We start from the raw sequence: 13,544 nt of genomic DNA, 5'->3' as shown, positions 1-13,544 counted from the left end.
CATCAAGATCATCTTTTTACGATGATATCAAGAGATAATAAATACACACAATTTATAAGACTATTACACAAGATTATCAGTTAAATTGAAGGCTCATAAACATTTTCGTGGCTTTCACGCCCTGCTTTTTAGCAGGGTTTTTTCTTCATTAACGATGATAGTTTCAATCGAAAACGCTTAAAAGCCACCCCATCAAAATCCACCTCTCCCTCTTCGATAAAACCATAGCGCCTAATTGCGCCCAGTTTTTTTCGACTTAGTGGGAGGTGGATAGTTATCGACGTTAATGACAGTTGAGCCGCCGCTTGCTCAACTATTTTTTTAGCAATATTTTTACCGTATCCCCAGTAATCTGGATGAAGCACTAACGCTAAATCTGCGTCTCCATTTTCATCTTGGAAACCACCCCAACCGCCAAATACGCCATCAAAAGTTAATGCCCACACACCAAAGCCATGTGTTTGCCAGTGTTGCTCTTTCTGTTTGACCCATTCCTTGCAAAAAGTCTCATCAAATTGATTATCACCTAGCGGCATATGCGCTAATACAAGCGGGTGAGTATTTAATGCGATGATGTCATGACAGTTAATTTGACTTAAACGTTGTAATTGGATATTCATTTTGTCCAGTTTTATCGATTTATCTTGTGTAAAAAACAAATGCTAACACACACACGGGGGTCCATTCCGTGAGTTTTAACATGCGAAATATAAAGTATATATACAGATGATATTTATTGCCCGCAAGGCCACGGGCAATAAATAGAGGCTATTTTAGTTTGATTGATCTAATGCTGATTTCATCACTTTTTGGAAATCTTCCCAAGAGCAGTATCCATTTTTATCTATTGGGCAATTTTTCATTTCTAGCGTGACATGTTTTGGTGGCGTTTCTAAAGACAGGTAACTATTATTTCTAAGTTGCTCTGCTGTTTGATATACATACTCCACTTTAACATAGTCTTTCTTATCGCTCTTATCATGCCAACGTTGGAAGACCAATTTTCCACCAATAGGCGTATATTCATATTGATCAGGTAGTTTATAAGGTTTGAAATCCATTGCTGACATTAAGGAAGCAATATTTGAGTCATGCCCAACCAACATAATAAATTTAGCAGTCTCACCTTTATCAGCGGAAACAAAGCCCTTATTGATATAATTTAATAATGGGTGAGCCACATTCTTCGCAATCAATTTGGGGGAAAATAGCGTTTCCTGATAACCATTTTTAAGGGTATTTAATTTAGTCCATTTATCATCCGTGTTGACCATACCCCAAGCCACTTGTGATTCAGGAAAACCCTCATAGTATTGCAAATCGATAGCATCTACTGCCGAGTTCGCTATTTTAAGTGAGCCAACAACCCCCGGTTCTTTATTCGCTTCAATAATAAAACTGTTTGTTTGCGATGAAAGCTCGCAGAGTTTATCGGTCTTACATTTCTCCGAATTTTTAATGTCGAGCACGGTATCCAATTCATCATAACCAGGTTTAAGGCTGAGGCCCTTTAAATGCTCCTCCATGGCTAATAATGCTTTTTGTTTAAACTCAGGGCTATCGTTAGTAATGATTGGATTAAAAACAGGATCCATCTTACCTATTTCAGGTTGGTGGTGGATCTTCACTGTGCACCCAGGAAATGCGCCCGCAGTGAAAAATTGAGCCGTTGCAATGGTTCTTTGTAAGCTATTCGTGTAAACGAAAAGATCTTCATTACCCGTTGGGCATAATTCATCGGGAACTAATTTATTTTGCTCAATCCATTCTCTAAAGTAGTGCCCCATATACACTTCTAGTGCACCACCTTTTGTTGTTAAATAGCCACTTTGCGCATCCCAAGCTGGCCATTTTTTATCGGTAACTTCAGTTAAGATCCCCGTATTCACAATCGGTGTGCGCAAATTATGACGACTTAATAATAAAACTTGGTCAAGTTGCATATTTTCGACATTATCGGTATTTGCAAGTACTGGAGTCATTGGGGTAAGCAATGCGGCTGATAAACAAACTGTTAAAACTTTATATTTCATCGAAAGCTCCCTACCATTTTGTTGTTGTATATTATCGTTATGATTCCTGCCGTTAATATTCTATAAAAACAATCCCATTATGATTATTTTTCTATAAAATTAACATTCCGTTATAATGAAGTAACTGACTTTTTTTTCTGCGATTAATATCTCAAAAATAGACTTGGCCTGCTGTTTTTCCCTCAATTAAGGATAAATACGCTATTTCTATGAAAGCTATTTTAAAATTGCGCTACGGCATATTAATCAATACACTCAAAGAAACGACATTGGGCTAAAGGCATCATTCATGGGTATTCAACCTGCTACTCCTGCACAATACCAGCAAATTATGGCTGTTTGGGAGTCATCCGTCAGAGCAACGCACGATTTTTTACCTGAAAATATATTACAGACGTTAAAAGTGGCAATCCGTGAACAATATCTTCCCCAATTGGCAACTTATGTCTCAATAGATGAAAATAACCAAATAAGTGGGTTTATTGGCGTTGATCAACATAAACTTGAAATGTTATTTATTTCAGCGGCTCATCGGGGTAAAGGAATAGGTAAACAACTCCTCAATTTTGCCATAAAAGAGCTGGGCATTAATGAAGTTGATGTCAATGAGCAGAATCCACAGGCTGTTGGTTTCTACCAACATATGGGGTTTACACAATTTGCTCGTTCTGAAACGGATGGTGAAGGTAACCCCTTCCCCATTCTCCACATGCAATTAACCACAAAATAATACAAGGTTTCACATGTCAATCATAGAACTTGAAACGCCTCGCTTACGTTTAAGACGCTGGGCCGAACAAGATAAAGAGCGTTTTTTTGATATGAATAGTTCACCGGAGGTAATGCGCTACTTCCCTTCGGTATTAAATAAATCACAAAGTGATCAAATGATGGACACGATTATGGAACGATTTGCCACCCAAGGAGGATGGGGCATATGGGCCGTTGAATTAAAATCGAACCATTCACTGATTGGGTTTGTTGGATTAAATATTCCAGAATATCCGCTTCCTTGCTCCCCTTGCACAGAAATCGCATGGCGATTACTTCCGCAATATTGGCGGCAAGGCTATACAACAGAGGCGGCCAAGACTGTTATCCAATTCGCTTTTAATCAACTTAAACTAAAAGAAATTGTCGCATTCACTGCGGTCGCCAATACCCCTTCTGAAGGCGTGATGAAAAAATTAGGGATGACCAAGGAGGCTGAAAACTTCGCTCATCCAGCACTCCCTGAAGGCCATTGGCTACAAGAACATGTGTTATATCGCCTACAAAACCCTTATTTGTAAATCGATACAACTATTGGCAAATATCTATCCAAGCACCTTTGGTCAGCTCGAGCATCCGTTGAGGCGATATTCTCAGCGCACTGTTTACAGAGCCAGCAGCAGGCAGTACCTCACTGTATTGTTGCAATGAAATATCGCAATATACAGGGAGTTCGGAAGGCAAACCAAATGGACAAACACCCCCAACAGGGTGACTGGTTAGCTCTACCACCTCATCGGCTCTGAGCATTCTCGCTTTCGAGCCTAAAGCCTGTTTAACCTTTTGGTTATCTAATCGAGCTTCTCCAGCACAAACCACAAGCACAACCTCATTTTTCACTTTCAATGATAAGGTTTTCGCTATTTGGTTAGGCTCAACATTATGAACGATGGCAGCTTGCTCAACGGTAGCCGTCACGCCATCGGTTTCAATAATGTCGATATCCGGCGCATGTTGAGCCATAAAGCGTCTAACAGATTCAATACTCATAGTCGTACTCTTTTATTGTTGTTTGCAAGTGATTGTTAATGTATGTCGCTGACTTCGCTCCGATAATTGAAGTCGCTGTTCTAAGCTATGCTGCTTTTTATGTTTGTTTTTCAGAAAAAGTGCTGTTTCAGTTCAATGGGTCACACGCACATTGATTTGCTGAATAACGAAGCGCAAGGTTTATATGGTGATACAGTTCATTGGTTAACCTATCATATTCTGCTTCTAACCCTTTTTCATAAGCTAAAAATGGGGATGAATCATTCCATGACCCCATACCACCGAATACCCAAGCGCCACATGCCACATCAAATAATCGTTCACAAAGCATCTCATTATCTTCAACTGGCTTTTGGAGTTTTTCTGCTTGCGATTTAAAAATAGCAGCAAATCCTGTTTCACCGATTTGTTCAGCTAATTGTTCAATTTTTTGCAGCGTCAGCAAAAATGCCTGCAAGTTATTCCCTTCATTTTGCAATGATGACAGAGATTGCTCTGATACTGATTCAACAAATATGGCACTTTCATCTGCCCATTCTAAAGTTAAAACTATTGAAGTAGGCTTATCGCAAGTGATGACGATTTGTTGCTGTTGATTAAAATAGTATTGGCTGTTTCTTGTTATATTTAAATAACGGCGTAACTGTTCGATAAAATCATCCACCTGAATTTCTCGGATAACTTCTGCGCCTTGTTGGTTACATAAAACCCAATATTTCACATAAGACATTTTACGTAATAATGAACGGTCTTTTTCTCGTTTTAATGCTCGAACGGAACAGTAAGCAATATATTGGTCAGCCCGCATGTTTTTTTCCTCTGCATATGCACGAACCATTAACACTAACAAAAAAATCGCCAAAAAAAAGCCACCGCATTATTGCAGTGGCTTTGAATTAAAAATGGAAAGCGTTACGATTTGTTTTTTTCCGTTTCCGCCTCTTTTGCTTCAATTTCTCGATACCAACGAGGGTGATGTTTTTTCGCCCAACGACGACTGACTTTCCCTTCAATCATCCCCTTAATCGAGCCTTTAACCCAAAATGCCATATACATATGGATCAGAATAGCGTGAATTAAGATGATTGCCGCCGCCGCATGGATAAATAAACTCCAGCGTACTAACCACATTGGGAATAAATGCGCAAAATATGGACGCCAGATAATGATCCCTGTTGCTAAGAGTACAAAAATCATACTCATGATGCTCCAGAACATCATTTTTTGTCCTGCGTTATATTTGCCTACATCTGCAACATGGTGTTCGTTACCTTTAAGAACCTCAACAATGTTCTTGATCCAAGGTAAATCTTGTTTATCTGGAATGTTATGTTTTACAAAACGGAAAAACATAAACATCAACACCACAAAGATTAATACACCAAAAAATGGATGTAGGATCCGCCCCATTTGTGGTGTACCAAAGGTTTCAGTCAACCATTGCAATGTTGGGAAAAAGAGCGCTATCCCAGACAAAGCAACTAAAAAGAAGCAGATAACCACGGTCCAGTGGCATGCTCGGTCAATAAACTTTGTCCGAACAATCATTTTGCTCTTTTTACTCATGACCATCTTCCTCCTCTTCATCATCCACTTCTTTATTAGGGCCAACTCCAACATAGTGGAAAATCAACCCTGCAAAAGTGGCAATAAAGCCGACTACTGAAAGTGGTTTCAAGACTGCCTTCCACAAGTTAATCGGTGTATCAATTTGTGGATCCTTTGGTAACCCATGATATAACTCTGGATTATCCGCATGTTGGAGTACATACATCACATGTGTACCGCCCACGCCTTTAGGGTCGTAGATCCCTGCGTTTTTAAAACCACGTTTTTGTAGTTTATCGACACGCTCAGAGGCATATTCCAACATCTCTTTTTTAGTACCGAAATGAATAGCCCCTGTTGGGCAGGTTTTCACACAGGCTGGCTCTTGGCCTACCGCGACTCTATCCACACACAAAGTACATTTATAAACTCGATTATCTTTCGGGTTTAAACGAGGAATATTAAATGGGCATCCCGCAATACAATAACCACAACCGATACAGTGCTCAGATTGGAAATCCACAATACCATTTGCATATTGGATAATAGCGCCTGCTGAAGGGCAAGATTTTAAACAACCAGGATCCGTACAGTGCATACAGCCATCTTTACGGATAAGCCATTCTAACTTGCCATTTTCAGTCGTTTCGCTAAAACGCATCACTGTCCATGACTTAGCGCTCAAATCCAGAGGGTTGTCATAAACCCCCACACAATGGCCGACCTCATCACGAATGTCGTTCCATTCCGAACACGCCACCTGACAGGCTTTACAACCAATACAGGACGTTACATCAATGAGTTTCGCAACTTCAAACTTATCATCACGCGCTTGTGGTGGAGGCGTAATACTGTTGGTCGCGGAACGTTTAATAATGTCTTGAGATTGCATTCGTTCCCTCCCTTACGCCTTCTCTATATTAACCAAAAACGCTTTATACTCAGGTGTCTGAGAGTTTGCGTCACCAACGGATGGTGTTAACGTATTCGTAATGAAGCCTTTTTGCGTTGCACCTTCAAAGCCCCAGTGGATCGGTACCCCAACCGTTTCTATCGGTTTACCATCGACCATCAACGTTTGTAAGCGCTGTGTCACAACAGCTACTGCTTTAATGAAGCCACGTTGACTGCTCACTTTGACTCTATCGCCATTTGCAATACCTTTTGCCTTCGCCAAGGTTTCACTGATCTCAACGAATTGTTCAGGCTGCACAATCGCATTTAAACGCGCATGCTTCGTCCACGTATGGAAATGCTCCGTTAAGCGGTAAGTCGTTCCGACATAAGGGAACTGCTCATGGTTTCCAAGGCGCTTTTTATCGTCTTCAAAAATACGTGCCGCTGGGTTAGAAACGACATTTGGATGTAGCGGGTTCGTACCTAATGGGGTTTCAAACGGCTCATAATGTTCAGGGAATGGCCCTTCCGCCATTTTATCAATTGCAAATAGACGGCCTAAGCCTTCAGGTTGCATGATAAATGGCCCAGTACCGACTTCAGGTGCCGAAGCATTAAAGTCAGGAATATCATTACCGACCCATTTTTTCCCATTCCACTCGATCAACATCCGTTTTTTATCCCATGGCTTACCTTGTGTATCACAAGATGCACGGTTATAAATCACGCGGCGATTCAGTGGCCATGCCCACGCCCAACCTAATGTATTTCCGAGTCCTGATGGGTCACTGTTATCACGGTTTGCCATCTGGTTCCCTTTTTCGGTCCAGCAACCAGTATAAATCCAGCAAGACGAGGCCGTAGAGCCGTCATCGCGTAACAGTGCGAACGAGCTAAGCAGTTCACCTTTTTTGGCTTGCAAATTACCGTCAGCATCATACAAATCGACCAATGCAACGCCATTGTTCTCTTTCGCAACTTCTTCTGATTCAGGATGGAATTGGCGTTTGTAATCCCAACGCATCTGCATTAATTGATCACGACCTTTCCCGCCTTCTTGCTCATAAAGCTCGCGGATTTTATATAAAATACCGGTTAAGATCTGGCCGTCATTACGTGCTTCACCCGGTGCGTCTGCTGCCTTCCAGTGCCATTGCAACCAACGGCCTGAGTTAGCAATCGAACCATCTTCTTCGGCGAAACAGGTTGATGGCAAACGGAACACTTCAGTTTGGATAGATGCCGTATCAACGTCATTCATCTCACCATGGTTTTGCCAGAAATTAGCCGTTTCCGTCACCAAAGGGTCAACAATAACTAAGTACTTCAATTTACTTAAGCAGCTAACTACTTTGTTCTTGTCCGGGAACGATGCAACAGGGTTAAAACCTTGGCAAATATAGCCATTAACTTGATCTTTACTCATCATGTCAAAATACTTCATGACATCATAAGCCTGATCCCATTTTGGCAACCAATCATAGCCCCATTGATTATCTTTTTGCGCAGCATCACCATAGAAAGACTTCATCAAACTGACAAAGAATTTTGGATAGTTACTCCAATAGTTAACCTGATTTGGCAACGTTGCTTTTGGTGTATTAGCAGCTAAATAGCTGTCTACTGTCACCATTTTTTCAGAAGGCAAAGTGAGATATCCCGGTAGACTTGTTGATAACAAACCGAGATCCGTCAGCCCTTGAATATTTGAGTGACCACGCAGCGCATTCACCCCACCACCAGCCATACCCATATTGCCGAGCAGCAATTGGATCATCGCCATAGTACGAATATTTTGTGCACCAACAGTATGTTGAGTCCAACCTAACGCATATAAGAACGTTGTTGTTCTATCGGCAGCGCTGGTTGAAGCCAAAATTTCGCAGACTTTTAAAAAGTCATCTTTTGGTGTACCACAAATTTGTTCGACGATTTCGGGTGTATAACGAGAAACGTGCTGTTTGAGCAAATTCCATACACAACGAGGATGTTGTAAAGAGTCATCACGCAACGCATGACCATTTTCATCAAATTGATAGTTCCACGTGGTCTTATCATAAGCGCGTTTTTCCGCGTTATAACCACTAAATAGACCATCTTCAAAGCTGAAATCATCCCTTACCAAGAGTGCCGCATTGGTATAGTGTTGTACGTACTCTTTATTAATTTTGTTATTTTCTATCAGATACAGTAGTACCCCTGACAAGAAGGTAATGTCAGTACCTGAGCGAATAGGCACATAGTGATCAGCCACTGATGCCGTACGCGTAAAACGTGGATCAATGACAATCAGTGTGGCATCGTTGTTATTTTTCGCTTCAATTGCCCAGCGGAATCCAACAGGATGTGCTTCCGCAGCATTTCCGCCCATCACAACGACGACATTAGCATTTTTGATATCAACCCAGTGGTTGGTCATCGCACCGCGACCAAATGTTGGAGCAAGACTTGCTACCGTTGGTCCGTGTCAGACACGCGCTTGGTTATCAACCGCTAACATCCCGAGGGAGCGTGCAAATTTCTGAGTTAACATACCGGTTTCGTTGCTCGCCGCGGATGCACAAAGCATCCCTGTCGATAACCAACGATTTACCGTTGTTCCTGGTTCATTTTTTTCGATGAAATTTGCGTCTCGGTCATCTTTCATTAACCGAGCAATACGGGTGAAAGCTTCATCCCAACTTATACGCTGCCATTTATCAGAGCCTGGTGCGCGATATTCAGGATAACGTAGTCGATTTTCACTATGGATGTAATCAAGTAGGCCCGCCCCTTTAGGACATAAAGCTCCACGGTTAACAGGATGATCAGGATCTCCTTCAACATGGAAAATAGCGGATTTAGCATTCATGGCACCATCGCCCATGCTATAGATTAATAATCCACACCCTACAGAACAGTAAGTACAAGTATTACGAGTCTCTTTAGACTGTAGTAATTTATATTCACGTACATTGGCCATTGCCGTTGCTGGCATAAAACCTAACGCTGCTACAGTAGTACCTGCCATCCCGCCGGCACAGATTTTAAAAAACTTTCTGCGACTGACGTTCATTGCTTCCCTCTTTATATTTATTGTCATTACCCTAAATAATCCAAGCATGCGATAGGTGGCTAACAACGCTATTTCGAGACAAAGATAAATTCTATAACTCGAATTAATCGGTGCAGTCCAACACTAAGCAACTTGAAACAAAATGGGTATAAGTCGGTCGCAGAATATCAGCGTATGATAATTATATATTGCCTAAAATCAATGAATGTGAAAATAAAAGGTAAATTAATATTAACTGAGTAGTTAATCTCCAATTAAATATACTACCAATAGAGTAGCTATTTTAAATATTGATACAGATCAATTAACGATAAATTTATAAATTGCAAAAATACAATTCAGATCAAAATATAAAAACCACAAGACCAAACAAAAATAAAACTTAAACCAAATAACGCGCTATTTATCATTATTATTAAATTTAACTTTAGGAATACGTAATTTTACTTTAATTCAAATAATCATCCAACTAAAAACAAAAATCCCTTTTCATTAATAAGCGTTAACTAATTATATTAATTTAAAATTAAACGCTATTTCCAGCCACTAATAATAATACCAGCACCAATAAATACTACTACAGCCCCCACCCAGTCCGTTGTGTTTAATGATACACCATCGACTATACGCAACCATATCAATGCAGTTGCAATATAGATCCCCCCATATGTTGCATAAATTCGCCCACTTGCTTCAGGATGGAGCGTCAGCAACCAAACAAACAACATTAAACATAGTGCAGCAGGCAAAAGTAACCATGCACCACCTTGCTTTTTCATCCATAAATACGGGAAATAGCAACCTGCAATCTCAGCTAACGCCGTTAAAAAGAATAAACCAATAATGTTTAGTGACATAAAAGTATTCTCTACATTAGAACCGTTTTCAAACACGGGAAGATTGCATTAATTGATTATTTGCCTTTAATAATTCAATACATTCCTGTGCACCACGCTTTAACACCTGACCTTTCAAGCAAACAATATGTATCGGTAGCTCTAAACCATTCGGCGTATTTTTAAACTCTAATCGTTTCAGTGAACCCTGCTGTAATTTATCTTTAATTAAAGAGAGGGGTAAATTTCCCCATCCCATTCCAGCTTCAACTAATCCCAATGCCATTGAAAAATTATCTGTTCGCCAATAATTAGTCGCAACTACAGCACGAATATCGCTGAGCTGATGCTGAAAACTAGTAATAATTATTTGACGAGTTTGCACGAGATCTTCCATATATAAGGAAGCTGAATGCCCAATTGATGGATGTTTTGATGAGATGGTTGCGACTAAAGACTCATAGCCAATACAGTGAAACTGCTCTTGTGAATTGACCGATATACCACCAAATGCAATGGCTAATTGAATATGATTTTGATGCAATAAAGGTAAAATATCATCTTGAGGCGCGGTCATTAATTCCACATGCATTAATGGGTAGCGCTGACTCAATATTTTTAGCGCATCAAATAATAAATCAGGGTTAATTCCTTCCGCAATTCCAATCGTTAACGTACTTTCTACCCCTTGAGTCAACTCGCGAGAAAATACATTCAACTGCCATAGATTATCCACAATATTACGTGCATAAGGTGCTAAGGCCAGCGCTTTTTCGGTTGGTTTAGGCTCCCTTGTATGCCTTTCAAACAACAAAAAGCCCAACTCCGCCTCTAAATTGGCGATAGCCATACTCACCGCGGACGGCACACGGTGTAATGCCCTTGCCGCTGCTGAAAAAGATCCTTTTTCTAATACCGTTAAAAAGATCATTAAATTATCACTGTTAAATGGCATCTCTAACCTTTCAATAATATTGATAGTAGCTGACTTTTATTATCATCAATCTTGATTTAATTTACCAGACCTGACGACACAGTAAATGAGATAAAACATGCAAGGTATTAAGCGTAAAATTGTTTTTATCACCGCCTATGAAGTGATTGGCTGGGTGATTTCATCATTAGCACTCGCATTTCTTTCGGGGAATTCAGCGGGTACAACTGGGCCATTGGCTTTGGTAATAACCACTATCGCCGTTAGTTGGAACTTTATTTTCAATGTCGCTTTTGAATATTGGGAATCCAAACAGAAATCCCGAATTCGCACATTTCGCCGCCGGTTTGCCCATGCGGTTTTATTTCAATTAACCTTGGTGATCTTTCTAATTCCATTGATTGCTTGGTGGCTATCAATTAGCTTGTTACAAGCTCTGATATTGGATTTTGCTTTAATTATTTTTATCCCTATCTACACATTCTTTTTTAATTGGGCCTTTGACAAGATATTTGGGCTTCCGGCATCTGCCTTGCCGCAACAGGAGCACAGTCATTAATGAGCTAACTCAAATAGCCATCCTAAATAAGGATGGCTATTTGGTTGTTGACGAAATAGTTAGAATAACCCGCAAACACTAGCCAATCATATTATCATTCACTGACCATCCCATCATTACTCCACCCACTTCTTCAATAGAGTGACTGTTGTCGTTCAAACAATGCCGCTTTCTACCTTCCAGCCAACTGAATGAGAGAGCGTTTTCCCTTCCTTTGAAGCGGATAACATTCCTCGCTGGTAACATGCCTCCATGATTTCATGGGTATACAGAATCAAACTCGCGCAATTCCTTGGCGACGATAACTTTGATCAACAACCATCGCTTCAAGGTAATTCACCGAAATGAGGCCATCATGAATTACCCTATTTCTCTGTAACGGTCATAAATGACTTTTTTAGCTACACTAGAACGTTTTCACCGTTTTAATAGCCCCCTAGTTAAACACTGAACTAGAGGATTCTGTTATTCCAGATCCTCCCCATGACTCGCGATGACTTTTTGATACCAGTAGAAGGATTTTTTTTTCTTTCGTTCACGTGTTCCCCTACCTTGATCGTCAAGATCAACATAAATAAAACCATAGCGTTTACTTAATTCCCCAGTGGACGCAGCAACCAAATCAATACAAGACCATGCTGTGTAGCCGATTACCGGAATACCATCCCCAATAGCCTCAGCCATAGCACGAATATGGCTACGTAAGTAGCTAATCCGATAATCATCATTAATTTCCCCGTCTTCCGTCACTTCATCTTTTGCACCGAACCCATTTTCGACTAAAAAAAGTGGTTTTTGATAACGGTCATACATCATATTCATCGTGATACGTAAGCCCAAGGGATCGATACCCCATCCCCAATCACTAACCTTGATATAGGGGTTTTTCAAGGACTTAACGACGTTGGCTTCGCTGCTATTCTGCTCGCTCATTTCTGAGGAAGTGCAACGGGAAGTGTAGTAACTAAAAGAGACAAAATCGACGGTATTGGTGAGAATCGCTTCATCTTCTGGCTCTACAACAAGCGAAATGTTCTTCTCTTTAAATAAGCGAGTCGCATAAGCTGGATAATATCCACGTACCTGTATATCCGTGAAAAAGAGGTTCTCGCGATCTTTATTCAGTGCCGCCCATACATCATCAGGACGACATGACCAAGGATAAAATCCCCCTCCAGCTAACATACAGCCAACTTGGTTTTCAGGATTAACTTCATGCGCAATACATGTCGCTAAAGCGCTGGCCACTAACACATGATGAGCCGCCTGATATTTAACCTGTTCAGGATCTTCATCAGCCTTGAAAACAAGCCCTGCGGCAGAAAAAGGGCTGTGCAGCATAATGTTGATTTCATTGAAAGTAAGCCAGTACTTTACTAAGCCATTAAACTCTTCAAAACAGGTTCGCGCATAACGGCTAAAAAAATCCACCATTTTTCGGTTACGCCATGAACCATACTCAGTCACCAAGTGCATGGGAACATCGAAGTGGCATAAAGTAACGAGTGGCTCAATATTGTATTTCTTACACTCATTAAACAGATCACGATAGAAAGCAATGCCTTCAGCATTAGGCGCCAACTCATCACCATTAGGATAAAGCCGACTCCATGCGATGGACGTTCTAAACACACTAAAGCCCATTTCCGCGAACAGTGCGATGTCTTCTTTATAGTGATGATAAAAATCAATAGATTGGTGACTGGGGTAATATTCATCCTTACGTAAGCTATAGCGTTGTTCCAACCCCAGTTTAACCGGCATCCGATGACTACCATAAGGGATCATGTCCACCGTGGTCAGCCCTTTTCCACTTTCACGGTATGCTCCCTCAGCTTGATTGGCTGAGATAGCTCCCCCCCAAAGGAAATTCTTGGGGAATTTTACTGTGGACATACGTGTTTCTCCTGATTTATTCATT

Annotated in this window: 13 protein-coding genes; 3 read left to right on the top strand and 10 right to left on the bottom strand. The window is 40.7% G+C overall.

Annotated features, from left to right (window positions below; genetic code table 11):
• Positions 1–128 precede the first annotated feature (128 nt).
• Positions 129–620, bottom strand: coding sequence for a GNAT family N-acetyltransferase (locus PSF11_RS02045; RefSeq protein ID WP_014658003.1), 492 nt, complete (start codon positions 618–620; stop codon positions 129–131).
• A gap of 153 nt (positions 621–773) precedes the next feature.
• On the bottom strand, positions 774–2,033 hold the full coding sequence (agp, locus tag PSF11_RS02040; protein ID WP_072502965.1) for a bifunctional glucose-1-phosphatase/inositol phosphatase: 1,260 nt from the start codon (positions 2,031–2,033) through the stop codon (positions 774–776).
• Between the two features lie 289 nt (positions 2,034–2,322).
• On the opposite strand from agp, the gene PSF11_RS02035 reads away from it, so the two are divergent.
• A complete protein-coding gene (locus PSF11_RS02035; protein ID WP_004918344.1) occupies positions 2,323–2,763 on the top strand; it encodes a GNAT family N-acetyltransferase in 441 nt (146 codons plus the stop codon).
• Between the two features lie 13 nt (positions 2,764–2,776).
• The gene (locus PSF11_RS02030; RefSeq protein WP_080998005.1) at positions 2,777–3,325 is read left to right on the top strand and encodes a GNAT family N-acetyltransferase; all 549 of its coding nucleotides are present in this window, start codon (positions 2,777–2,779) and stop codon (positions 3,323–3,325) included.
• A gap of 10 nt (positions 3,326–3,335) precedes the next feature.
• Here PSF11_RS02030 and PSF11_RS02025 read toward each other — a convergent pair whose 3' ends face one another.
• From PSF11_RS02025 to PSF11_RS01995, 7 genes are all read right to left on the bottom strand, one after another.
• A complete protein-coding gene (locus tag PSF11_RS02025) occupies positions 3,336–3,794 on the bottom strand; it encodes a YbaK/EbsC family protein (RefSeq protein ID WP_036943686.1) in 459 nt (152 codons plus the stop codon).
• A 127-nt stretch (positions 3,795–3,921) separates the two neighbouring features.
• Positions 3,922–4,602, bottom strand: a complete 681-nt coding sequence (locus PSF11_RS02020) for a hypothetical protein (RefSeq protein WP_036943684.1) — start codon at positions 4,600–4,602, stop codon at positions 3,922–3,924.
• Between the two features lie 104 nt (positions 4,603–4,706).
• The gene (gene fdnI / locus PSF11_RS02015; protein WP_004918336.1) at positions 4,707–5,360 is read right to left on the bottom strand and encodes a formate dehydrogenase-N subunit gamma; all 654 of its coding nucleotides are present in this window, start codon (positions 5,358–5,360) and stop codon (positions 4,707–4,709) included.
• Positions 5,353–6,234 (bottom strand): formate dehydrogenase subunit beta, encoded by an 882-nt coding sequence (gene fdxH, locus PSF11_RS02010; protein ID WP_004918334.1) that lies wholly within the window; start codon positions 6,232–6,234, stop codon positions 5,353–5,355. The genes fdnI and fdxH overlap by 8 nt, the downstream gene beginning before the upstream one ends.
• Before the next feature lie 12 nt (positions 6,235–6,246).
• Positions 6,247–9,294: a formate dehydrogenase-N subunit alpha gene (gene fdnG / locus PSF11_RS02005; protein ID WP_272682731.1), complete on the bottom strand. Its 3,048-nt coding sequence runs from the start codon at positions 9,292–9,294 to the stop codon at positions 6,247–6,249.
• 533 nt (positions 9,295–9,827) lie between these two features.
• On the bottom strand, positions 9,828–10,151 hold the full coding sequence (locus tag PSF11_RS02000) for a YnfA family protein (RefSeq protein ID WP_014657996.1): 324 nt from the start codon (positions 10,149–10,151) through the stop codon (positions 9,828–9,830).
• Positions 10,152–10,179: 28 nt separating this feature from the next.
• Positions 10,180–11,085 carry a LysR family transcriptional regulator gene (locus tag PSF11_RS01995; protein WP_004918324.1) on the bottom strand — a complete coding sequence of 302 codons (906 nt, stop codon included), beginning with the start codon at positions 11,083–11,085 and terminating at the stop codon, positions 10,180–10,182.
• Between the two features lie 97 nt (positions 11,086–11,182).
• On the opposite strand from PSF11_RS01995, the gene PSF11_RS01990 reads away from it, so the two are divergent.
• Positions 11,183–11,623, top strand: a complete 441-nt coding sequence (locus PSF11_RS01990; protein ID WP_004918323.1) for a PACE efflux transporter — start codon at positions 11,183–11,185, stop codon at positions 11,621–11,623.
• 465 nt (positions 11,624–12,088) lie between these two features.
• Here the strand turns inward: PSF11_RS01990 and PSF11_RS01985 are convergent, their stop codons facing one another.
• Positions 12,089–13,519: a 6-phospho-beta-glucosidase gene (locus tag PSF11_RS01985; RefSeq protein ID WP_072502963.1), complete on the bottom strand. Its 1,431-nt coding sequence runs from the start codon at positions 13,517–13,519 to the stop codon at positions 12,089–12,091.
• Positions 13,520–13,544 lie beyond the last annotated feature (25 nt).

It is taken from the genome of Providencia sp. PROV119, from assembly GCF_028482435.1.
In the GTDB taxonomy this organism is placed as follows: domain Bacteria; phylum Pseudomonadota; class Gammaproteobacteria; order Enterobacterales; family Enterobacteriaceae; genus Providencia; species Providencia stuartii.
Note: the sequence above shows the minus strand (reverse complement) of the source record. Positions and strands in the feature narration are given on the sequence as shown.

Coding starts and splice junctions, on each gene's coding strand:
- PSF11_RS02000 (WP_014657996.1), bottom strand. CDS start 10,151: ATGTCACTAAACATTATTGGTTTATTCTTTTTAACGGCGTTAGCTGAG.
- agp (WP_072502965.1), bottom strand. CDS start 2,033: ATGAAATATAAAGTTTTAACAGTTTGTTTATCAGCCGCATTGCTTACC.
- PSF11_RS02025 (WP_036943686.1), bottom strand. CDS start 3,794: ATGAGTATTGAATCTGTTAGACGCTTTATGGCTCAACATGCGCCGGAT.
- PSF11_RS02030 (WP_080998005.1), top strand. CDS start 2,777: ATGTCAATCATAGAACTTGAAACGCCTCGCTTACGTTTAAGACGCTGG.
- PSF11_RS01990 (WP_004918323.1), top strand. CDS start 11,183: ATGCAAGGTATTAAGCGTAAAATTGTTTTTATCACCGCCTATGAAGTG.
- PSF11_RS02020 (WP_036943684.1), bottom strand. CDS start 4,602: ATGCGGGCTGACCAATATATTGCTTACTGTTCCGTTCGAGCATTAAAA.
- PSF11_RS02035 (WP_004918344.1), top strand. CDS start 2,323: ATGGGTATTCAACCTGCTACTCCTGCACAATACCAGCAAATTATGGCT.
- PSF11_RS02045 (WP_014658003.1), bottom strand. CDS start 620: ATGAATATCCAATTACAACGTTTAAGTCAAATTAACTGTCATGACATC.
- PSF11_RS01995 (WP_004918324.1), bottom strand. CDS start 11,085: ATGCCATTTAACAGTGATAATTTAATGATCTTTTTAACGGTATTAGAA.
- PSF11_RS01985 (WP_072502963.1), bottom strand. CDS start 13,519: ATGTCCACAGTAAAATTCCCCAAGAATTTCCTTTGGGGGGGAGCTATC.
- fdxH (WP_004918334.1), bottom strand. CDS start 6,234: ATGCAATCTCAAGACATTATTAAACGTTCCGCGACCAACAGTATTACG.
- fdnI (WP_004918336.1), bottom strand. CDS start 5,360: ATGAGTAAAAAGAGCAAAATGATTGTTCGGACAAAGTTTATTGACCGA.